Annotated in this window: 22 protein-coding genes; 12 read left to right on the top strand and 10 right to left on the bottom strand. The window is 51.2% G+C overall.

What is annotated here, in order from left to right; all coding sequences use genetic code 11:
- Positions 1–325: 325 nt before the first annotated feature.
- A complete protein-coding gene (locus D9A02_RS08965; protein WP_162933017.1) occupies positions 326–910 on the top strand; it encodes an OmpA family protein in 585 nt (194 codons plus the stop codon).
- Entirely contained in the window at positions 901–1,662 is a 762-nt protein-coding gene (locus D9A02_RS08960) for a caspase family protein (RefSeq protein WP_120500651.1), read from the top strand. Before D9A02_RS08965 ends, D9A02_RS08960 begins: the two co-directional genes overlap by 10 nt.
- Here the strand turns inward: D9A02_RS08960 and D9A02_RS08955 are convergent.
- From D9A02_RS08955 to D9A02_RS08945, 3 genes are all read right to left on the bottom strand, one after another.
- Positions 1,624–2,403: a family 16 glycosylhydrolase gene (locus D9A02_RS08955; RefSeq protein ID WP_162933016.1), complete on the bottom strand. Its 780-nt coding sequence runs from the start codon at positions 2,401–2,403 to the stop codon at positions 1,624–1,626. The two genes, D9A02_RS08960 and D9A02_RS08955, sit on opposite strands and share 39 nt — an antisense overlap.
- A 149-nt stretch (positions 2,404–2,552) precedes the next feature.
- Complete coding sequence (locus D9A02_RS08950; protein WP_162933015.1) at positions 2,553–4,025, bottom strand: hypothetical protein; 1,473 nt, start codon at positions 4,023–4,025, stop codon at positions 2,553–2,555.
- A gap of 47 nt (positions 4,026–4,072) precedes the next feature.
- Positions 4,073–5,761: a DUF3131 domain-containing protein gene (locus D9A02_RS08945; RefSeq protein WP_120500648.1), complete on the bottom strand. Its 1,689-nt coding sequence runs from the start codon at positions 5,759–5,761 to the stop codon at positions 4,073–4,075.
- A 140-nt stretch (positions 5,762–5,901) separates the two neighbouring features.
- Here D9A02_RS08945 and D9A02_RS08940 point away from each other — a divergent pair, with 140 nt between their 5' ends.
- The 4 genes from D9A02_RS08940 (at position 5,902) to D9A02_RS19560 (ending at position 9,948) form a co-directional block, all read left to right on the top strand.
- Positions 5,902–7,863, top strand: a complete 1,962-nt coding sequence (locus D9A02_RS08940; protein WP_120500647.1) for an ATP-binding cassette domain-containing protein — start codon at positions 5,902–5,904, stop codon at positions 7,861–7,863.
- Positions 7,864–7,972: 109 nt separating this feature from the next.
- Positions 7,973–9,145 carry a hypothetical protein gene (locus tag D9A02_RS08935; RefSeq protein WP_162933014.1) on the top strand — a complete coding sequence of 391 codons (1,173 nt, stop codon included), beginning with the start codon at positions 7,973–7,975 and terminating at the stop codon, positions 9,143–9,145.
- Positions 9,146–9,339: 194 nt separating this feature from the next.
- On the top strand, positions 9,340–9,702 hold the full coding sequence (locus D9A02_RS08930) for a hypothetical protein (protein ID WP_120502452.1): 363 nt from the start codon (positions 9,340–9,342) through the stop codon (positions 9,700–9,702).
- 33 nt (positions 9,703–9,735) lie between these two features.
- On the top strand, positions 9,736–9,948 hold the full coding sequence (locus tag D9A02_RS19560; protein ID WP_120500645.1) for a hypothetical protein: 213 nt from the start codon (positions 9,736–9,738) through the stop codon (positions 9,946–9,948).
- A gap of 417 nt (positions 9,949–10,365) precedes the next feature.
- On the opposite strand, the gene D9A02_RS08920 is transcribed toward D9A02_RS19560, so the two are convergent.
- The gene (locus D9A02_RS08920) at positions 10,366–12,336 is read right to left on the bottom strand and encodes an AsmA family protein (protein ID WP_120500644.1); all 1,971 of its coding nucleotides are present in this window, start codon (positions 12,334–12,336) and stop codon (positions 10,366–10,368) included.
- A gap of 99 nt (positions 12,337–12,435) precedes the next feature.
- On the opposite strand from D9A02_RS08920, the gene rimO reads away from it, so the two are divergent.
- Positions 12,436–13,812 (top strand): 30S ribosomal protein S12 methylthiotransferase RimO, encoded by a 1,377-nt coding sequence (gene rimO / locus D9A02_RS08915; protein WP_120500643.1) that lies wholly within the window; start codon positions 12,436–12,438, stop codon positions 13,810–13,812.
- 338 nt (positions 13,813–14,150) lie between these two features.
- Here the strand turns inward: rimO and D9A02_RS19210 are convergent, their stop codons facing one another.
- From D9A02_RS19210 to D9A02_RS08900, 3 genes are all read right to left on the bottom strand, one after another.
- Positions 14,151–14,411: a DUF6455 family protein gene (locus D9A02_RS19210; protein WP_162933013.1), complete on the bottom strand. Its 261-nt coding sequence runs from the start codon at positions 14,409–14,411 to the stop codon at positions 14,151–14,153.
- An 81-nt stretch (positions 14,412–14,492) separates the two neighbouring features.
- Complete coding sequence (locus D9A02_RS08905) at positions 14,493–14,849, bottom strand: YigZ family protein (RefSeq protein WP_120500641.1); 357 nt, start codon at positions 14,847–14,849, stop codon at positions 14,493–14,495.
- Positions 14,849–15,559: a M48 family metallopeptidase gene (locus D9A02_RS08900; protein WP_120500640.1), complete on the bottom strand. Its 711-nt coding sequence runs from the start codon at positions 15,557–15,559 to the stop codon at positions 14,849–14,851. The genes D9A02_RS08905 and D9A02_RS08900 overlap by 1 nt, the downstream gene beginning before the upstream one ends.
- A 117-nt stretch (positions 15,560–15,676) precedes the next feature.
- Between D9A02_RS08900 and D9A02_RS08895 the strand changes: the two genes are divergently transcribed.
- Positions 15,677–15,931, top strand: a complete 255-nt coding sequence (locus D9A02_RS08895) for a hypothetical protein (protein ID WP_120500639.1) — start codon at positions 15,677–15,679, stop codon at positions 15,929–15,931.
- Between the two features lie 16 nt (positions 15,932–15,947).
- Here D9A02_RS08895 and D9A02_RS08890 read toward each other — a convergent pair whose 3' ends face one another.
- The gene (locus tag D9A02_RS08890) at positions 15,948–16,625 is read right to left on the bottom strand and encodes a beta-ketoacyl synthase N-terminal-like domain-containing protein (protein WP_254054591.1); all 678 of its coding nucleotides are present in this window, start codon (positions 16,623–16,625) and stop codon (positions 15,948–15,950) included.
- Between the two features lie 379 nt (positions 16,626–17,004).
- Here D9A02_RS08890 and D9A02_RS08885 point away from each other — a divergent pair, with 379 nt between their 5' ends.
- From D9A02_RS08885 to D9A02_RS08875, 3 genes are read left to right on the top strand one after another with little or no spacing between them, the layout of a single operon-like run.
- Positions 17,005–17,583 (top strand): nitroreductase, encoded by a 579-nt coding sequence (locus tag D9A02_RS08885; protein ID WP_120500637.1) that lies wholly within the window; start codon positions 17,005–17,007, stop codon positions 17,581–17,583.
- Entirely contained in the window at positions 17,568–18,281 is a 714-nt protein-coding gene (locus D9A02_RS08880) for an EI24 domain-containing protein (protein ID WP_120500636.1), read from the top strand. Before D9A02_RS08885 ends, D9A02_RS08880 begins: the two co-directional genes overlap by 16 nt.
- A gap of 33 nt (positions 18,282–18,314) precedes the next feature.
- On the top strand, positions 18,315–18,983 hold the full coding sequence (locus D9A02_RS08875; protein WP_120500635.1) for a metallophosphoesterase: 669 nt from the start codon (positions 18,315–18,317) through the stop codon (positions 18,981–18,983).
- Positions 18,984–19,027: 44 nt separating this feature from the next.
- On the opposite strand, the gene D9A02_RS08870 is transcribed toward D9A02_RS08875, so the two are convergent.
- Both D9A02_RS08870 and mce read right to left on the bottom strand, forming a co-directional pair.
- Complete coding sequence (locus D9A02_RS08870; protein WP_120500634.1) at positions 19,028–19,303, bottom strand: DUF1467 family protein; 276 nt, start codon at positions 19,301–19,303, stop codon at positions 19,028–19,030.
- Positions 19,303–19,707: a methylmalonyl-CoA epimerase gene (mce, locus tag D9A02_RS08865; RefSeq protein WP_120500633.1), complete on the bottom strand. Its 405-nt coding sequence runs from the start codon at positions 19,705–19,707 to the stop codon at positions 19,303–19,305. Before mce ends, D9A02_RS08870 begins: the two co-directional genes overlap by 1 nt.
- A 146-nt stretch (positions 19,708–19,853) precedes the next feature.
- On the opposite strand from mce, the gene D9A02_RS08860 reads away from it, so the two are divergent.
- Entirely contained in the window at positions 19,854–20,561 is a 708-nt protein-coding gene (locus tag D9A02_RS08860; RefSeq protein WP_120500632.1) for a response regulator, read from the top strand.
- Positions 20,562–20,566: the final 5 nt, after the last annotated feature.

The raw sequence follows: 20,566 nt of genomic DNA, 5'->3' as shown, positions 1-20,566 counted from the left end.
GTGACGCGCTAAAGGAGGTAAAGTTGCGCGTGGGTCGTGTGTTGGGTTGCCCAACAGCCGGAGCCAGACCCGTATGCGGATAGTCGCAGCCTGAAAGCGAGATCAATCCGGCACAGATGAGAAAAACAGAACCTATTCGTCGGAATAACAACACCACACATACCTTTAGCCGTGATCCCGCTCAGCCTAGGGCATGAAACTTTATGGTTTATGAAGGCCAGTAATACTTTCGTTCAAAGTGTTCACAAATTTTAAGTCTGATCTGAAGGAAAAATTTACATCTGTCTTACAGACTATGGATCACATTTGGAGAAAGTCTAATCATATGAAAGTCTACCTTTCTGCTGCACTCAATTGCCTGCTGTTCGTACCCACATCTGCAATCGCTCAACAAACGGTCGAGCTGCCGGTGACTGCAGATGCTTGTGCTATACATCTGGCCTTGACCGGAGAAGTTGCGTCGCATTGCTCTCCTCCGAGTCAGTCGCTCGGCGCCGTCAGGCGTCTCCCCCCTGCCGGATTTCCTCAACATGCCGCTCCTCTAGAGACAGAAGAGCGTGGGTATTTCATCCGGTTCCCATTTAATTCCAGCAACTTAACACCGGAATATCGGGGACATTTGAGCAGGCTGGCTAAAGTCGCGAGTGCACCGAAAATGGCACAAGCTTGCATCAAACTCGTGGGTCATACAGACAGCGTAGGCGGGCCTATATTCAACAAAACCTTATCCTCAAAGCGCGCGCGCATGGTTGCCGCCTTTCTTGCAGCAGAAGGGGGCATTCCAATGGAGCGGATTATCACCGAAGCCCGAGGGGAAAAACAACCTTTGCCAAAGCTACCCGGGCCACATCCCCTTAACCGCCGTGTCGAAATCATGGCCCGACACCGGGATGGAAAAACATGCCATTAAAGGTAATACTAACCGGGGTCATTTTCGGAATTTTGGCGCAGACCTATACCGCAACACCCGAACAAGCTGGCCGCAGCCATATGTCCTTGATCATTAGTGTCGAGCAATATGACAACGTTCCCGATGTGGTAAATGCTGAACGCGATGCAAAGGCCATAGCACGGCGTCTGTCAGAGCTAGGTTACGGCGTCTTTCATTTACGAAACCCCAACCGCGATGAGCTTCTGCGCACCTTGGCAGCCATGCGTCTTGCCTCGGCAGAGGCGTCGCAAGTTGTCGTTTACCTGGCAGGGCACGGATTTCAAAACGGGGCCACTTCCTACTTCCTGACGCGCGACGTTAGACTGAACACCTCATCAGATGAATTTTCCCATGGTGCCATACCACTTCGGATGATCATCCGAGCAATTTCAGACAAACCTCGCCAAAAGATCGTTTTATTTGATGCATGCAGAACACCGCCGGAGTTAAACATCCCATCCCATCCCGCGCCTTCAACAACCATTGCGCCAGCAGGCCTCCTGTTGGCCTATGCGGCTGGAGCCGGGCAACCTGCGTTTGATGGGGTTGGGTCATTCAGCCCCTTTGCGACCGCGTTCCTCCGGCAAATGCAAACACCTGATCGCCCATTAATTGAGATCCTTCGCAATGTGCGGCTTGATGTAGTACAACAAACCGGTGGACGTCAGGTTCCATGGGTGCAATCATCATTGCTACGCCCGGCAATACTTGTGCCCCAGATACGACCTTAATCTACTTGCCTTGCAGTTCGTTTTGGACAAATAGGAAACACGGCGCACGTTTGCAGCATAGCGCTGCCGTGTATCAGCGATACCAGACCAAGAGGAAATTACTGGGTCAGAAGCCCAAAGGTTGGCGTACAAGTATCCTGGCACCTGTGGAATAGGGCCTTCTTGCGAAGTATGTTCATAAATTAACCTGCCTTCTGCATACCACCGCAGTCGGTCAGCCTCCCATTCAAAAGCGTACATTCTTGGCCGATCCGCCGCATCAAAACCCAGATCAATAAATTTGTTATATAGCTCCCCATCAACAAACCACGCCAAATGAATCTGCGTTGTATCCTTGCCAAGGAATTCGATATCAATTTCATCATGCTGAGTGCCGTAATATGGGCCAGTGTAAGTAAAAAAACCAGTGATAACCCCCGCCCCACGCGCAGGTTTGACCACGACCTCATAACGTCCAAAATGCGTTTTATCCTTACGTCTAATAGACGCCCCATCGAATTGATTTTCGGCATTATCTTTAGATGTCAGAGACAAATTAATACCATTGCCTAGCTCAACCTGATGACGACGCCAATCGGTATCAAACTTAGGATGTGTAAAATTGTAATCAGCAATCTGCCAGTTTTCTAAAACCTGGCCTTTGAAGTGATCAATAAAATTCTGTTGAGCATGGCCAACACCAATGTGGACTGTAAGACACAAAATAAACCAAACTCCAAACTTCCCCCAAACGACATTCAACGCCCCTGCCCCCTTCCCAATAACGTTAATAGTTTGTTAACGATATTGGGAAAGGGCAATCAGTTGATTAAAAATTTAAACAAATTCCCGCAAACAAAGGCATGGTTAACAGCAAACCCGCCTAAGATATTTATATCAAATATAGCCGTTTATGGGGTATGCCTGAGTTCAGGAAAGACGACAGATTTGAAATAGTTGGATAGCAATTTATACTCTCCTTCGCTAACGGGCTGCGCTCCCACGTTTCCCGCCACGGCCGCCGTCGCCGTGTTTTCGGTGGTATTAACCAGATCACCCTCTAGCTCTCTAAGGATCTCAGAAACGACATCACTTTGGTACAGCTCAGTTACGCCCTCAGTAACGTGAGGTTGCTTTATCACAACAGAGGGAGGTCCACTCGAAATACCCGTCTGTAAAACTGCAATCGCCGTTTTGGAGTCAAGTCCGACCTCTTCAATCAGATAAGCAAGTTTATGAGACAAATCTGCCCCTTTGACTTCCTCACCAGAGCTGGCCTGGTCAATCTGGGCCATTTGAGTGCCTTGCGTCAGGCCCATATTGATCTCTCCCGAATTCACTGCTGGCACTATCGGATCAGGATATGCTCCATGCCGTGCGCTCTCAATGGGGCGAACATTACCGTTAATCCTATCGATCTGAGTTCGTATCTCGTTTGCAGCATCTTGCAGTTCTTTCAAACGGCTATCCAATTCAGATGGCCTCATAGCGTCAAAATCAGTTAGCCTAGCAACGGCCGGGTAAACAGGCTCAGTTGGCACATGTGCTGTATCCATTGACATGTGGTTGGCGGGCTGTGCTGAGCGTTCCAACAAAAGTTCACGGAGAAACTTCAATTCCTCCCGAACGTCCGAAATACTAGCATCCTTCAGTTCCTCAACAATCTCATTGGTGGACCCCGATCCAAAAGCGTCAACCGCCAAAACCTGTGGTTGGGGCATTGGGGATTGCCAACTTGCCACATTCGTTACTTCAGGTTGTGACCCATCATCAAGTGAATTTGGAACTGGCCATCCCCTCGGTAAAACAGTGTAATCCTGCCGTGACATCACCCATCGCAGATATGTGACAACTGGGTGAAACCCTTCGAGGGACGCCTTGATGAGTTCGTCCTCACCGCGTCGCACAATCAACTCACCACCCGTTGCCAACAAGGCCTCGAACTGGTGATCAAGTGGTTGCAAAATACGCTCGGGCACCTGGATCTCCGACACCCCACTCGCAACAAAAAAGCGGTCTGCAGGCATGACATCTTCGAATTTTAACTGTAGCTGCCCCCGGCTTGTAAGCATCATCGACAGCCCACCCTTTCGCCCCATGCACGAATATGTGCGCGGGCGGCAGACAACCTCGAAGACATCTGAATCCAACCTGGGAGACGGTGAAAACCGCGCATACCCATCGGGATCAAAGCGAAAATACACGCCCTCGACTAGGCCTTCCTGAAAGGTGGGCCATCCGAAAGAACCACGTATGGCTTGGCGCGCTTCCTGTGCTCCAATCGCGAACAATACAGAGGTATCAAGAATGGCATTTTCAGACGCAAAGCTTTCCGATCCACGAATTTGAGATTGGCTTTGCGCCGAAAGTGGGACCGATGTCAACAAACCACCTATGGCTCCACAGATTAGACGAAGTATGCAATATCTCATCAGTAGTCGTCCCTTAATTGAACCGAATGCCGCAAGGCTGGAAGCCAGTCCTTTTCTTGTGGTGGATCCGGATAATTACGTTTTTCCCGCAAGTCTTGATCGCGGAAGGCTGTATACCAAACCTCAGTTTCCTCGACAAAAGGTGTCAAAATTTTCCCCTGAACTTTATGAAGCAAGGCAGTAAGAATGATTCCGTTGTTATTAGCCGTATAGATTGCAACACGACCTTGCCCACGCTCATATAACCCTTCAAACATTCCGTTTTCAGGGTCATAAAGTTCAATGATCGCCTCGTAGAGAACATCGGTGTATTCCGTATCCCACAACGCCCACAGGCCCAGCGCCGCCTTAGCTGCCACGGCGGCATGATCCGGGACATAATCACCGCGCGGCGTTACTGTGTTCCATGGGTAACCATCAGAAAAAATGGTGTCATACGTAAAATAAGGTGGGCCCTTTACGTTGTGCTCTGAACGCGCGGTCATGAAACCGGTGTGTCGCCAACGATTCTCCTGCACCTGATAAATCCTATCTGCGAACTCTGCGCGCCAACCATCACTATGCCGCCAATCAGGAGAGCTATCATCATGTGGCAAATCAAACCCGAGTTCCAACCCGTCCTGCAGATAAGATTCGGTCACAACATAGTTCTGAGAATGGAAAATACGTGGATCTCGCCCATCATATGGGACCTGCACCCCAAACATTGATGCTGTCAGGAACGGTTCAGCACGATGCGCCAGCAACGGCCGAAACCCCCACAAGGCAAATCCTTTGGCCGCGTATTCTTCATAACCGAGCCGACCTTCCTGCGCGTACACCGTCTCTCCGGTTTCCTTATCAACGTACGCCCCGAAAAGTAGCCCCTCGTCATCAATGATATTGCGAAAGTCCCATTTTAAGAGCACGGAATCTATGGTGTTACCAAGATAGGGATAGCGGTTGCGAACGATCCGCAACCAAACAAGAAAACGCCCGATATCCAATGCGGAAAATCCAATTTCCCCCGCCTTATTTGTATAATCCACCTTTTCACCTGTTGCCGTATTATACACTTTGTTTGGCATTTCACGGCGAAACAGCTCCAATCGCTTGATGGTGGTCAGCAAGTGAATCATACGACGGTCAAATTCAGGCTTTTCAATCAGGCACAACTCGTATGCCGCCACGATCGCCGCCATATAGGAAGCTGTATCCCACAATGTGGTTGAGGGGTAATTCCCCACGGAATTAGCCAACCCAGTCGCTTCTTGCGTGAACTTTTCGAAATAATGCCAAGCCACCTTTGCTGCTCGTATTTCCCGCTCGTTGAGGAACCCGCGACGAGCACGATGTTTTCGAACATAGCTGTTGCGCTTATCGTATCCCGAGGGAACATCATGCCCAACATCGAGTGTCGTATAATAGTTGTCAGGCATTTCACACATGCGGGGTGGCTTTTGGAGACTAGGCTCTCCGCGAGCAAGGCTGGTTGTAACAGTTGGGAGGTTGCCCCGCATCAACGCCGGAATGTCATCCAGGTTTCCACCGGCAATGATCGGAATAATTTCTTCCTCTTGCGCCAGGAAAATACTGCGCGCCGCCCAACTCACTGAATATGCAGCACCCGCCAGCATGATGGCCGCCCCCATCAACAACGTGAGGCCGAACGTCGCGGATTTACGTGTCACTCCGGGTTTCACAGGCATACTGCACTCACTAAATTACCATCAGTCCCTATCCACTTTGCCCGGTAAGCATTGAAATTGCGTAAATGCCAATCTTAATGAAAAATTAGAGACTTACAGGGATAATGCGAACCCGTTGAGTAGTAATTTTTGGGTTTCCTATGCAGCATGTACGTGATGTTAAAACGGTGGATAATGGCAGCAATCAATCGCTGACGAATACATCCGTTTCAGAAGAACAAGCCGCCCCTTTGATGCGAGACAGAACACTCCCTGCTTGGATCAAGCCGCTTGCGTTTCTTTTCACTTTTGGTACAGAAGCCTGCATCATCACGATCATACTATTGACAGTATTTTTCGATGCCCTCGTTGTAACGCAAGGGCAAACTCTGATGGCCCCCCTGCTGGTATTGCTTGGCATAGCACCACTTCTTGGTCTCGTCATCTTTGAAATTGGCTATGCCAAGGCACTGGCTGGGTACCGTCACCTGCGCCAGAAAAGCGCGGTAACTATGCGCGCTATCATTGGCGTTTTTCTGATGGCCATTCTGACTGTGATGCATCCCTTGCTGTGCCTGCCCTTCGCCACGGGCATCGCATTATGCTGGCTGGTGGTTTGGTTGGGCAATCGTACTTTATCACGTGAACCTGTTTGGGATTTTTTACCACAAGAGGCGATTTCAGTTCTTACCGGGCGAGACCAAATCGGTTTGCATTTATCGCACCGGCACGACCAAGAGCACATCTTACTGAACGCTGGTTTGCGTGGTGTCTCTTGGCTTGCATCGATAATTGGCTTTGCATGCGCAAGTTGGCTTGCCGCGGTGGGAATTCTTAACAACAGTGCGATCGTCGCCGTTGGCCTTATAAGCTTTTGGTCAGTTGAGCATTTCGGGGCCTTTTTCCTTCAACGCTCAGATGCGGACCCCGATCAAAAATACCATGCAGCAGCCGTTACACTTTTGCCTGCGCCAGAAGATATCGAAACTGCTGACGGAGATGGAGTCCAGATCCGAAACCTATCTGCATTTGCCCCTGATGGTCGCGCCTTGCTTTCTGATATCTCTCTGGATTTTGAGCCGGGCAAGGTGATTGCCCTGACCGGTGACAACTTTTCGGGTAAATCTTTGTTGATGCGCGCACTGGTAAATCCTTATGATTTAAGCAACTTGAGTGTCCGCGGTTTTGTCCGGATTGGACAGCAATATCCATGGCAAAGCCAGATACGTGATCGCAGTGTAACAGCTACATATCTTGCCCCGCGCCCATTTTTGATGCCCGGTTCAGGGTTGCAAAACCTAAGTTGCTTTGGAAATGAATTCGAACGCGAACGTGCTGAACAGATTCTAACACGGTTTGTTTTCACGTCGGACATCAGCCAACATATTTGCAAAGCACCCGATGTAAGGCTTTTAGCAGACAGCGAACAAAAAGCGCTGGGCCTCGCCCGAGCGTTTTTTTTGCGACCGCAACTTTATCTTTTTGACCGCCCGGAAGATGGTGCCTCGGAGCACGTATTGTCTGCCCTAGTTGCACGCATCAAACAAGAACAACGTTTTGGCGCAACCTTCGTGATCAGCACGGACAACAGACAGTTGCTTGATTTATGTGATGACATGGTTGTTATGTTGGGCGGGCGCGTTGTTGATTTTGGCACCGCAGACGAAATCCGCCAACAATACGCCGTCGGCTGGACACGTTTTATCGCCCCCCGTAACCAAGACAGCGAAGATGGCTTAGATAGCTGGCTACGCGCACAATTTCGCCGTGATGGCGATGATCAAAATCGTCGCAACGTCTGTGTCGTTGCCAATGAGCTTTTGGCTTTTTCATGCAAAGGGATCTCACCTGCCCTCACAACAGAAAGCCTGCGCTTTGAGTTCAAACTGTTTGAAGGGCATTGCATTTTAAGAATGCTTGACACGGACCAACCCATGTCCAGTGGAGCGCTCGAAAAGGCGCGCCACGAAATGGATACATCTTCTGACATCAAACCCTTATCCCCCCTTGCGATGGTATTGCGAGACGCCATCAGCGTTGAAACTCGCATGGAGGCAGACATGCGGGTTATCGAGGTCAAAATAGAAATTTATGATCCGCGCAAAAAGAGCATGAGAGCGTAGAATGATTGTGCGCAGACCAAATACCATACCAGTTGAAAAAGGTGGTTGGTGGCGATGGCTTTGGGCAGCATCAACTTGCCTAGCCTGCCTTTGTATATTAGGGGTCACCTTGACTTTGCTGCGCCACGTATCTGCGCCGACTGCGCATCAATATCACGCTGAACTTCGGTCATCTGACGAGACGGTTGATCTACAACTACCTGCCAGAATTCCACTCGAAGCGATAGTTGTCACCGCTGGAGAGGTTATTACCCAGGGTCAGACCATTGCAACCTTTGATCACGAATTGATGCAGCTTGAGCTCGATAATCTGAGGCGCTCTGTATTGGTTGGGTCCTCTTTACGCCACTGTCTTCTTACCCCAGACATTGCCGCACTTATGACGACGTTTCCGGCCGGTTTGGACGCTGAGAGTCAATTACAAATGCGGGCAGCTTTCAAAGATTGCAAGCTGTCACATCAGGAAAACGCGTTGCAGATACAGCGCTTACAAGATCTTCGGGATAGACAAAGTAAACGACTGATCATGCTTGGACAACGGGCCAAACTAGCCTTCGCTCTGACCTCCAAGGTCGAAGGCAAAGCCGCCACAGCCATTGAATTTTCATTAGAACAAAATCGACTGCAAAAACAGCTCACACGACTTGATTATGAGCTTCGTACTTTGTCGACAAAACAGGAGCGTGGCCTGCTGCAGCGCGCAAAAGTGATCCAACAAGACGTCAAGCAAGACCGGCAATATCAAACACTGTTGAAATCCTATCTGAATGCGCCACGGCTCCAGTCTCCTGCGACTGGAAAAGTCTTGCGCGTGCGCAGGGTGAGCAACGGTCAAAGCTTTCAACGGCCAATCACAATCGTCACCATGCAAAATTCCAGCGCGGTTTCGTACCGCGCGATATTTTACGTCCCGCAAGCGATCGCCGAATCGTTACAGGTAGATGATGAGGTCCAACTTTCCTTAACCGGACTTACCCCAGACATGAAATGGGTTACCGGAACAATTAGTCGTATAGAGTCAGCACTCCATGCATCTGTATCACTCCACGATCAGATGGTCACAGTGGATGTTGACGAAAACACAATGCGCGCCTTGGGTGGCCGTGTTGAAGGTATGGCTGCAGCGGGTGCAACAACGCACGCCGCACTCGTCGTTACGCTTGAACGACAGCGGATGAATCATGCGTTATGGCAAGCAGCTAGTGCATTAATTCTGACACGGGATTTTGAGGATTGGACGCATGCGCTATGGCCCAAAGGAAAACAGGCAGATCAGCTATAAACCTCTCAGAAGCTAACGCCTATCCTGAAGCACGACCTGTTTCGTTCCTTCAATCATATAGACCGATTCACAAATACATGTAGAATTTTCTCCAATTTTTCAGTGCATGACTACATTTAAACGCACTGACATTAACATTTGTCATCCCCTCTGCGGCAGCATCAGCCGACAAGTGACAATACCGAGGAATTTCAATGCCTGCGAAAAACTCAGAAGAAAACTTCAACAAAATCGTTGGTTCTCTGAGTGATGATGAGATCGTAACTGCAGGGAACACAGCAGATCACATCAACGGACACGCCGGTAGCGATACGCTCGCCAGCGGTGAGGGTCACGGTCTGGTCGCCGGAGATATGGTTGGCAAAGAGTGGGGCTTTGTGAACGGGCGCTGGATCTATAATCCAGAGGCCATCGTTTCGAACGGGGATGCCCAGAGCCGGGCCTATAATGATATAATTCACGCAGGCCGCGGCGACGATGTCGTCTTGGGGAACGGCGGGCATGATCAACTTTTCTCGGATTCTGGCAACGATACTGTCAACGCAGGTGTCGGCTAAGACACTGTTGACGGCGGCGACGGCAACGACCTTTTGAAACTTGAGACTGGCGATGACTTTGCCGAAGCTGGCAGAGGTGCGGACACCGTCAATGCCGGAAAGGGCAACGATGTTGTTTATGGTGACATAGCCGCGGACAATCTGCTCGCTGGCGATACAAGTACCGGCGCCTTTACACCGTCACAATTTGGCAACTCTGACGACTGGAGTACAACAATAACAGAATCCTGCCGACAAATGAGCTAGGACGTCATCGCGGGTCCTAGTGAAAGCTATACGGTGTCATTTGATCTGGAGGCAAACATGGCGGGCGGTTCGACCAGTGGTTCTGTCGAGGTACTGTGGAACGGCGATGTCATCGGACATCGTCACCACCGAAACCGGCATTTTTGAAACTCATGAATTTGAAATTCCCACAGGCTAGACTGATGGTCAGCTCACTTTCCGCGAAATCACCCCCCACTGATGGCCCAGAGATCAATACAGGCGGGCCCATTTTTCATTACAATAAAGAGGTCGCAATCGAAGGAGAGACAGTCGAAGTCGCGCATATGTCATCGGGCCGTTCACGGATTTTCTGACCAAGGCGATACAGGATTGATGACGGATATCATATCAGTTGGCGGTTGAACCGCATTTTAGGGCTCATTACCCCCATACAGATCAATCAAAAAGCTTCAGCAATTCTTTTCCTATTTCCTTTTCGATTTCCTTCTTAATCGCATCCTCAGCGGACTGACCTTCCTCAACTTTCACACCAAGTTCTTTTTCCAATGCACGGTTAATTTCCTTTTCTGCTTTGGATTTGAGCTCTTTCTTTTCCTTCTTGAAGTTCAGATCGATAGCTTTCTCTAAATCTGGCGTGATGCGTGGATTTGCCCAAGGGCCACGAATTTTGACCGGAATAGCAAAACCTCTTCGCGTCTCGCCTTCCAACAGCGTCGGGGTAAAGAGGTAATCAATATCCTGTGCGCCCAAGCCAATACGCCCTTTGCCCACGGCCTTGGCCAAAGGCAGGTTCATCAGCAGGTCATTGTTTTGCAAGTTGCCATTGTTGATATTAAAACTGGCGCTCATGCTATCAAACACTGTCGTACCGCCGGTTGCATTGCCAGATCGCATCAACTTGTCCAAATCAAAGCCACTGATCACCCCCCGGCCAGTGCTAAACGCCCCACTTCCCGACAAGCTGTTCATAATCGCATGCAGCGACGCACCAGATCCAAGAAAGTTAATATTGCCCTTGGCGGTGCCGGAAAAACGCGACACATCAATTGCATCGCTCAGGAACGTTTCCAGATTGAGGCCGGTAACATTCATTTTCCCTCCCACCGACAAGCCAGAGCGGTTGTTCATCACAAATTCGCCAGTGATGGATCCATCGTAGGCCTGTAACTCCCGCAAATCAAAGACCAGTCGTGAGCGTGTCAGGGCAATTTTGGTGCGGGTTCTTCCGAGTTTAAAATCCCCCAGATCGACACTGTCTGCGACAAGGGCAAATTCACCCTCCATCAATCCAAGAGCTCCAACATCAATCGGCTGTTTGCTCCAGCCTGAGGGCGTCTCGGCACTACCACCGCTGCCACCACTGTCAGAAGACGCAACCTCATCACCGGCACTCAATCCAGTCAGATCCAGTGCTCCAGCGCGCAGCTGCATGTTGATGTTGGGCTTTACCCCCGAGAGGTTAAGGTCAGCCGCACCCGTCAGTTGGTTTTCATCTAGTGTCAACGATGTCTCACGTAGGGCGATACGCTTGTCTTGCGTGACTGTCAGCCCCGTTTGCAGCGCCAAAGATTGGCCCAACCCCCGTGGAATATCAGCGCCAGTCCCACTCAATGATTGCAAAAAATCAGACGTGTTATTCAGATCCGCACTAAGCTGTCCAGACAGTTGCGGCGCCGTGCTAGCCCGCCCGGCAAATGAAATGCTGCCGCCGGGTGCTGTGACAGTAAAATCAAGGTTCGAAATATCACCCGCCAAGAAATCTCCCACTTTGGCAAGGTTTCCCTGCACCTCAACCGCCTTACCTTGCGGATGAAAGGCCGCCTCGAAAGTGGCGATACCATCGTAATCAGGCCAGCGAAAATCAAAATCCATCCGATCCATCTTGATCACTTCGCCTGTCGCGTGATCAGTATAAGACAAGCTGGCGTTGCTAATCAGCGCGCGGTCAAGTGTCAGGGCCAAAGGGGCAGATTCTGCAGATTCAGCCCCACCGCCAGATTGGCCAGAGGGCGCCACGCCCTCAACCCCCAACTCCCAATTGACCCGCCCATCTTTGGCACGTTCAAGATTGATCTGAGGTCGCGTCGCCTCAAGCCCGGTGATTTTTATATCACCACCCCATAACGCAGACACTGTCACGCCGATTTTCAGACTATCGGCCTGAAACATTGGCGGGCCATCAGACCAATCGGCATTTGCCACCGTAACCGCGCCAGTGCTGACACCCAAAACTGGGAAAAAACTTACTTTGGTTTCGCCGCTTAGGGTTACATTACGCCCCGTTGCACCACTGATCTGATCTGCCGCGATACGGGCAATACGGTCCCCCGGAAGCAACAGTAACGACACAAGCGCCACGATAACAACAAATACCAAAATCCCGATCAGGCGCACCACAAGCCGCATTCTGCTCTCCCTTTGTTTGTCTGAAATGTAGGGAGCCAAAGCCACGACAACAACAGGAAACCTCTTTCCGGACGGGATGGGACCGGGTATAGGCCCCCTATGAGTACAAATCCGCCTCAGCTCCGCCCCGATCTGGCCCGCGCCCGGGTTACTGAAACCCCACGCGATGGGCAGCCCTCTATTGGCATGGTATCCCTTGGGTGCCCCAAAGCGCTGGTCGACAGTGAACGTATCCTGACGCGCCTACGTGCCGAAGGTTATGGCATCTCGCCAGAATACGCCGGCGCAGATGCGGTAATCGTGAACACCTGTGGGTTTTTGGATTCCGCCAAAGCCGAGTCACTTGAGGCCATCGGCGAGGCGGTTCGCGAGAACGGAAAGGTCATTGTTACCGGATGCTTGGGAGCGGAACCGGAATACATCACCGGCACGCACCCCAAGGTATTGGCAGTAACCGGACCACATCAGTACGAACAGGTTCTTGATGCCGTGCATCAGGCGGTGCCACCAGTGCCCGACCCATTTGTTGATTTGATGCCATCTAGCGGCGTAAAACTGACGCCACGCCATTATAGTTATCTCAAGATTTCTGAGGGTTGCAATCATAAGTGCAAGTTCTGCATCATTCCTGATATGCGCGGCAGGCTGGTCAGCCGCCCAGCGCATGCGGTAGTGCGCGAGGCCGAGAAGCTGGTCGATAGCGGTGTGAAAGAATTGTTGGTCATCAGTCAGGATACCTCCGCTTATGGCGTCGATATCAAGCATGCAGAAGACCGCGATCATCGCGCCCATATCACTGATCTGGCACGTGATCTGGGACAGTTGGGGGCTTGGGTGCGCTTGCACTATGTCTATCCTTACCCTCATGTCCGCAACTTAATCCCGCTAATGGCCGAGGGGTTGATCTTGCCCTATCTGGATATCCCGTTCCAACATGCGCACCCCGATACGTTAAAGCGCATGGCCCGCCCGGCAGCCGCATCAAAAACGCTGGATGAAATTGCCGCATGGCGTCAGGATTGCCCTGACATCACCCTGCGTTCGACCTTCATTGTTGGATATCCCGGTGAAACAGAGGATGAGTTCCAAACTTTGCTCGATTGGATGGATGAGGCGCAGCTTGATCGGGTCGGGTGTTTTCAATATGAAAACGTCGATGGGGCGCGATCCAATGATCTGCTCAATCATGTCTCGGCCGAGATCAAGCAAGATCGCTGGGAACGTTTCATGGAAAAAGCGCAAGCAATATCCGAGGCCAAACTTGCGCAAAAAGTCGGTACGGTCATGGATGTCATTGTCGACGACGTCGACGAAGACGGCATAGCGACTTGCCGAACCAAAGCTGACGCACCAGAAATCGATGGCTGCCTGTTCATTGACGAGGGCACCGAGGGCATATCTGTCGGCGATATTGTTTCGGTCACCGTGGATGAAGCCAGCGATTACGACTTGTGGGGAACACTGAAACAGGGCTGACCTGTGACAATTGGGAATCAGCGGCAAAAATATTGATTTCTGTAAGGAATCTATTTACCAATTACTGTTTCAGTGCGGGGATGATTGACAAGACTATTCCCCACCCCTGCCTAACGCACAAAAAATCAGGCGTCTTTTTGAAACTTGCCCGCCTCTGTTATTTTACGGCGGGGGGAATAGCGTTGTTCACCATACAGCAATCAGAACAGGGGGATCCGCTGCACATATCAGAGTTTGGGCTCTGGCTGATTTTGATCTACCTATTGGCGGTTTTCGGCATCATATGCCAGCGTTACGGTCGCCAGAGACCCGCCATCTTGTGCCAACCCGACCTCAAATCAATCGTCGCGTCTCAACCCTGCAAATAGATTCGCATTCTGACACATTTGTGGCGGGTGTTGTGCGGGCATAAGTTGCTGTGCCAGCCATGTCTCGCAGCCATCAGGGTTTGAACATGTAGTACAGCGATGGACCGCCCTTTCGATTCTGTCGAAGGTCAGTTGGCCTTGCCTGACTTGTTCTTCCAAATCGATCTCTAGCGTATTCGCCATAGTATCGAACAATTCAACATGACGTCTGAGCTTTGCTGTATCAGTCATTATGACCTCCCTGTTGGTGCGCCCAGAAGGTTGCGCACATAGTCAGGGTAACCGGAATGGAGGGGGCAGCCTTGATCTGTGTCAAGCAACCTTGTCCTGCAGATAGGCACGGACACAGTCCTGCACATGGCGAAAGCGGTCGCCACCAAGATGTTTACCACCATACCAGCGTGTGACCACGATGATATGATCTGTGATCTCTTCGCGTTCCAGCATCCGCAAGATGATCATACCGGCACCGGATTCGCCATCATCAGCCTTCAATCCGCCTCCATCCGTCAAAAGCACGGCCCATGTGTTATGCGTTGCTTTGGCAAATTTCTTATCCCGTTTGAGGGTTTTCAAAAAGGCATCAACCTCTGCCCGACTGGCCACTGGCCCGCCGGACACCGCATATTTAGACCCGCGATCACTGATCACCCCCAACAACTGTCGCATCACAGTTGGGATGCGACCCGTCGTACCGTTTCCATACGCTGCGCGTTGGGCGGGTGCGTTCCAAGGAATTGATTGCCCGGATCCGGCAGTTGGCTAAAGAACTGTGCACCACGTACCGGGTTATAACCCGCCTTATGGGTAATAATCGTGCCCAAGGCATCAGCTTCAAGCTCGTAGTTTTTGGAATAACTACGCGCCCCGACCGAGGCACCCGCGTTTGTTGCAGCATCAATCCCCGAGGCGTTCACGCCAAGGATCGCGGCGATTCCCGCCCCGACAATAGCACCTGCCGCCGCATTTTGCTGCTGCCGACCCAGATGCCCACGAATATGGTGTGCCGCCTCGTGCCCCATCACAAACGCCAGTTCATCCTTGTTTCTGACCTGCGCAATTAGCGCTAGATTGAAAGCCAGAATCGGGCGGCCCGTTTTGTCGACCGTCTGAAAGGCATTCGGAGGCTGGTTGGGTCGGTCATCAACCACGATTTTATAGTCGCAATTTGCCCCTCTGGTACGGGCGCGACATTCGCGCTCGGCAACCGGCTCAACAGACTTAACAATTTGCACAAATTGCTGTTGTTGCGCCCGGTTCGGCTTTGTTGCCTTCGGGGCCTTTGCCGCCTGCTGTGGGGTCGGTCTTGGTTGCTGTGTCTGCACCGTAGCCCCGCAGCCTGTCAGGCCGATCATACTCACTAAAACAATCCAACGCATGTTGATCCTCACCAATTCTCTTCGCCCTATAGTAACATGCCCAAGGTCCGAGACCAGCCCCCTGATGACAAACGCGGTGTCGCTTGCAAACTTACGCCGGGCCGTTAGGATAAAACCATGTTTTCCATTGAACACGAGTTTGACTCGACCATAGTGACGCTTGTTGATGACGGTAACAGTCCTCTGCAAGAGGATGTGATCATCAACGCATTTGAAGAATGCATCACCGTAGAGCAATACGACCCGCGCACCGATCAGGTGCAAAAGGTCACGCTTTCAATCACGCAAGTCCGTGATCTGGGGGCTGCTCTGAACCTTCCCGAGGGGGTCTATGCGCTGGTCCCGCCATCGCCGGAACAGCAATCCGACTAAGCGTTCAAACACTGGATCAGGGCTTCTTTATAATAACCGATGTGTTGATGCCGCCAAATGCAAAATTGTTGAGCATCATCACATCAACATCCAAGTGCCGCCTCTGATCGGTTACATAATCCAGCTCTCCACAAAGGGGGTCACGATTTGTCAGGTTGGCAATCGGCGGAAACCAACCGCTGCGCATCATCTCTATGCCCAGCCAGGTTTCGATCACGCCGCACGCGCCAAGAGTCTGACCAAAATGCCCCTTGAGCGTATGATATGGAACGTTCTGACCAAACACAGCAGCGGTTGCTTGCGATTCAGCAACATCGCCTCGGTCTGTGGCGGTTCCGTGACCGTTAACAAAGTCGATATCGTTAGGCGAAACTCCGGCATCCTCCAACGCCAGACGCAGAGCTTTTTCCATCGTTTCCGCTGTCGGTTGTGTCACATGTTTACCATCGGAATTGGTGCCGAAACCCGCGATTTCAGCATAAATCGTCGCACCACGCGCCTTGGCGTGCTCATATTCTTCCAACACCAGTGTTCCGGCCCCTTCGCCGATGACAAGCCCGTCGCGATCCCGGTCAAACGGTCTTGGGCTCTCCATAACAACGATATGTGCGCGCACATCCAAGCGTGCCTGCAGAGTTTGCGGGCCGGTGCGCCGGATGACCCAACCACGTTTCAAGCCTGCCTGAATGATCACATATGCAATCTGATTTGTCGAAAGGCTGTTCGTTGATGAACCGATGGCATTGTTTTCAATATTTTTATGAGGAGCAGGCGTTGCGAGCGATAGTACCAACATCAAAGTGAATGTTGAAAGGGTACTAAATATTTCTTTTATAACGCGAGACCTCAGTTGATTCTTTTTCTGACAGATAACGTAATACATATACAGCCAATCAAATCGAATGCATGATCAAGCCTAAAATTGCGCCCCGCGCTTCATACAACTTGCCAAGCAACTAATTGAACTTTCCCATGTGAAGCAAAGATATTTACTAGAATTTCATCATGAGGCTTGACGACAAGCTCAAGCCCTCCGACATGTAGGGCAGTTATGATGAATAAAGGGAATGGTAATGCCTGATCTAAATCCTGCTGCACTTGATTTTTTGTTGCACCGTCGGTCACGCCCCTCAAAAACGCTAGCTTTACCTGTTCCAACACAAGAACAATTGGTTCCTATGTTGACGGCAGCAGCCCGCAGCCCTGATCACGGCAAACTGGAACCCTGGCGTTTTATCGTTCTGGAAGAGGGCGCATTGCGTCGACTGTCCAATCTTGTGCACAGCCGGGGTGAAGCTCTGGGCAAAGACAGTGCAGACATCGACAAAGCCAGCTACCAGTTCGCTAGCGCGCATCTGGTTGTTGCCGTGGTTGAATGTCAAAAATCATCAGCAAAAGTTCCTGCAATTGAACAAACCTATTCTGCTGGCGCGGTTTGTCTGGCCATGCTGAATGCCGCACTGGCATCAGGCTGGGGCGCGAACTGGCTCAGCGGTTGGGCTTCGCATGACCGTGGTTTTGTCGAGGTCGGTCTAGGCTTGAATGAGGATGAACGCATTGCAGGTTTCATTCATCTGGGCACAGAAACTACCGCCCCACCTGAACGCCCCCGCCCCAATCTGGATGAGATCACCGCATGGATGGCGGCGTAATCTTTTCGGCCTTCTTCAAGGCCATCGGACAGTTTGACGACCCTAAGTTTCGACGCGCCTTATTCATCGGCCTAGGGTTAACGTTTGCCACGCTCATTGCGATTTACGCTGTCTTTCTGACCGTGATACAGTGGTTTCTTGGCGACACAACCGCGTTGCCACTCTTGGGTGAAGTAACCTGGGTCAGTGATCTGGCAAGCTGGGGCAGTCTGTTTTTGATGCTTGGGTTGTCGGTTTTTCTGATGGTGCCTGTTGCTTCCGCCATCACGTCGTTTTTCCTCGAGGATGTCGCCAAGGCGGTCGAGGCACGGCATTACCCCAATTTACCAGAAGTCTCGCCGGTTCCGTTTTGGGAATCCATAAAAGATACAGTCAACTTTATGGGCGTTCTGGTCGGGCTGAATATCGTTGCGCTCTTTGTGTACATAATGTTTCCCCCCTTCGCGTTGTTCATTTTTTGGGGGTTGAACGGGTTTCTGTTGGGGGCAGAGTACTTCCAACTGACCGCGATGCGGCGGGTTGGACGTATCAGAGCCAAGCAACTACGCCGCAAGCATATACTGACGATCTGGGTCGCTGGAATACTTATGGCCATGCCGTTGACCATCCCCTTGGTTAACCTGATCATTCCCATTCTTGGGGCTGCCACGTTCACACACATCTTCCACATGCTGGTAAAAGATCAGACACACCCCTAGACATCAAAAGCCTGACCATGTTGAGCTGACATCATGAAAATTACTATCATCAGCGACACCCATGGCGGTCACAAAAAGTTGGGCGAGCTGAAAGGCGATGTTCTCGTTCACTGTGGTGATATTGGACATCTGATGAAGCATGATGAGGATGCCATTGAACGAATCGACACTTGGTTTGGCCAGCTGCAGTTCAACCACATCTTATGCATTGGCGGAAATCACGACTTAGCGTTGGAAAAATTCGCCCGAAATGGGAAACTACCATTTAAAAACGCAGTATTTCTTCATGATGCGGAGGCCATGATCGATGGGGTGAAGTTCTACGGATCATCTTGGGTTCCTAACCTCAGAAATCATGCGTTTTTTGCTGATTATCAAACACTTAAAGCGGCTTGGTCCAAGATCCCAAACGACACTGATGTTTTGTTCACACATACGCCACCGGCCGGGATTTTAGATGTATCCAGCCGGGGCCAAACCTTAGGATGCCAACACCTTGCTCAGCGTTTGAACACGTTAAATCTGTCACTGCACTGTTTTGGCCATGTTCATGCAAGTGCGGGCAGCTTGGTGTGCGACGGCACGACTTACGTCAATGCTTGCTCTGTTAACAGTGAATTTGAGATTGCCGCCCGCCCGTATGAGTACAGCCTTAAAACGCAAAAACTTCGACGAAAGCGACAGAGAATCTGGGGTTGGTAAGCTTTATAACGGCCCTGTTTATTCCGAGGCCACTAAAGCACCTTTCAGTTTGCCGCTCCCATTCGGTTGTATATATCCAGATCACGCACACTGATCACGCCTGAGATTATGGTCCCAGCTATGATCGCCCAAAGCACGACAGCAATACCGGTCGTGATCCAGGCCTTCTTCTTCAGGTGATGTTTCTCGGGTGATCCGGCATGGGTACCCGGCACAACATCCCCGATGTCGCCTTGCGTCTGAATGCGGATTGGGATGACTGTCAGGAACGTCATGAACCAAATCACCATATATAGAACGATACCAGAGGTGACCGCCATCAGACCTGCTCCAGCTCAACCAGGCAGCCGTTGAAATCCTTCGGATGCAGAAACAATACCGGCTTGCCATGCGCACCGATCTTAGGCTCTCCGCTTCCCAGCACACGTGCGCCGGTAGATTTCAGGTGATCACGGGCGGCGATGATATCATCGACCTCATAACACACATGGTGCATACCGCCGGATGGGTTTTTCTCAAGGAAGCCATTGATTGGGCTGTCATCGCCCAAGGGGTAAAGTAGCTCGATCTTGGTATTCGGCAGCTCGATGAAGATCACTGTGACGCCGTGATCTGGTTCATCTATTGGGGCACCAACACTGGCCCCCAGCGCATTCCGGTATTGGTCGGCGGCGGCCTCTAGATCCGGCACGGCAATTGCAACGTGGTTCAGGCGTCCAATCATGATCTGGTTCCTTGCTCATCTGTTTGACCGTCTTATGGGGGGCGTTTACCCATCTGGCAAGCGACAGAGCGCCGCAATCCCGCAGTTAACACATCATTCACCATCGCAACGTAGCGTGAGAGGGCAACCTTACGGAGGACAGGACAATGGAAGACCTGATGTTACGTCGCAATCCAACACGGGATCACCCTTTGCTGGGTTTGACGGTGCTGGTGGTCGAAGATAGTCGCTTTGCCAGTGATGCCATGCGCCTGATGTGCCTGCGCAGCGGTGCGCGTATCCGCCGGGCCGATTGCCTGTGCTCGGCCCGCAAACACCTTAAGGTTTACCGCCCATCAATCGTAGCCATTGATCTTGGCCTGCCCGATGGATCGGGGTTGGAACTGATCAGGGATCTGAGCGCGGCACGTCCACGGGTGAATGTGCTTCTCGGCATGAGCGGCGACACTAACCTGTTGAATAATGCGCTAGAGGCAGGGGCTGATGGGTTTTTGAATAAACCATTGGAGAATCTAGGCTATTTCCAGCAAACTGTACTGACACACCTTGGTGTAAATCCGCAGGCGGCAAGCCTGCGCGCCATTGAAGACCGCGGGGTTGAACCAGACCTGATCGCGTATCAGGATGACATTTCGCACGCAGCTGAGCTGTTGCAAGAACAACGGGACGAATCGTCTTTGGCCTATGCGACACAGTTTTTGCGTAGCATTGCGAAATCAGCAGGGGATACATCGTTGGAAAAAGCGGCCAAAAGCCTTTCAAAGGCAACAGCGCAAGGCTACGTGCCCAACAGTATCATCAGAGATCTGCTGTCGCTTCTCAAAAAACGTATGGCTCAGAAAGCCGCATTCTGAACCCC

Source organism: Roseovarius sp. EL26, assembly GCF_900327775.1.
Classification (GTDB): domain Bacteria; phylum Pseudomonadota; class Alphaproteobacteria; order Rhodobacterales; family Rhodobacteraceae; genus Roseovarius.
Note: the sequence above shows the minus strand (reverse complement) of the source record. Positions and strands in the feature narration are given on the sequence as shown.

What these genes read in the sequence shown, in the direction of transcription:
- rimO (WP_120500643.1), top strand. Translation starts at nt 12,436, where the DNA reads ATGAGTACAAATCCGCCTCAGCTCCGCCCCGATCTGGCCCGCGCCCGG.
- D9A02_RS19210 (WP_162933013.1), bottom strand. Translation starts at nt 14,411, where the DNA reads ATGACTGATACAGCAAAGCTCAGACGTCATGTTGAATTGTTCGATACT.
- D9A02_RS08875 (WP_120500635.1), top strand. Translation starts at nt 18,315, where the DNA reads ATGAAAATTACTATCATCAGCGACACCCATGGCGGTCACAAAAAGTTG.
- D9A02_RS08945 (WP_120500648.1), bottom strand. Translation starts at nt 5,761, where the DNA reads ATGCCTGTGAAACCCGGAGTGACACGTAAATCCGCGACGTTCGGCCTC.
- D9A02_RS08895 (WP_120500639.1), top strand. Translation starts at nt 15,677, where the DNA reads ATGTTTTCCATTGAACACGAGTTTGACTCGACCATAGTGACGCTTGTT.
- D9A02_RS08880 (WP_120500636.1), top strand. Translation starts at nt 17,568, where the DNA reads ATGGATGGCGGCGTAATCTTTTCGGCCTTCTTCAAGGCCATCGGACAG.
- D9A02_RS08940 (WP_120500647.1), top strand. Translation starts at nt 5,902, where the DNA reads ATGCAGCATGTACGTGATGTTAAAACGGTGGATAATGGCAGCAATCAA.
- D9A02_RS08900 (WP_120500640.1), bottom strand. Translation starts at nt 15,559, where the DNA reads ATGCGTTGGATTGTTTTAGTGAGTATGATCGGCCTGACAGGCTGCGGG.
- D9A02_RS08920 (WP_120500644.1), bottom strand. Translation starts at nt 12,336, where the DNA reads ATGCGGCTTGTGGTGCGCCTGATCGGGATTTTGGTATTTGTTGTTATC.
- D9A02_RS08885 (WP_120500637.1), top strand. Translation starts at nt 17,005, where the DNA reads ATGCCTGATCTAAATCCTGCTGCACTTGATTTTTTGTTGCACCGTCGG.
- D9A02_RS08870 (WP_120500634.1), bottom strand. Translation starts at nt 19,303, where the DNA reads ATGGCGGTCACCTCTGGTATCGTTCTATATATGGTGATTTGGTTCATG.
- D9A02_RS08905 (WP_120500641.1), bottom strand. Translation starts at nt 14,849, where the DNA reads ATGCGACAGTTGTTGGGGGTGATCAGTGATCGCGGGTCTAAATATGCG.
- D9A02_RS08860 (WP_120500632.1), top strand. Translation starts at nt 19,854, where the DNA reads ATGGAAGACCTGATGTTACGTCGCAATCCAACACGGGATCACCCTTTG.
- D9A02_RS08965 (WP_162933017.1), top strand. Translation starts at nt 326, where the DNA reads ATGAAAGTCTACCTTTCTGCTGCACTCAATTGCCTGCTGTTCGTACCC.
- D9A02_RS08930 (WP_120502452.1), top strand. Translation starts at nt 9,340, where the DNA reads ATGCCTGCGAAAAACTCAGAAGAAAACTTCAACAAAATCGTTGGTTCT.
- D9A02_RS08960 (WP_120500651.1), top strand. Translation starts at nt 901, where the DNA reads ATGCCATTAAAGGTAATACTAACCGGGGTCATTTTCGGAATTTTGGCG.
- mce (WP_120500633.1), bottom strand. Translation starts at nt 19,707, where the DNA reads ATGATTGGACGCCTGAACCACGTTGCAATTGCCGTGCCGGATCTAGAG.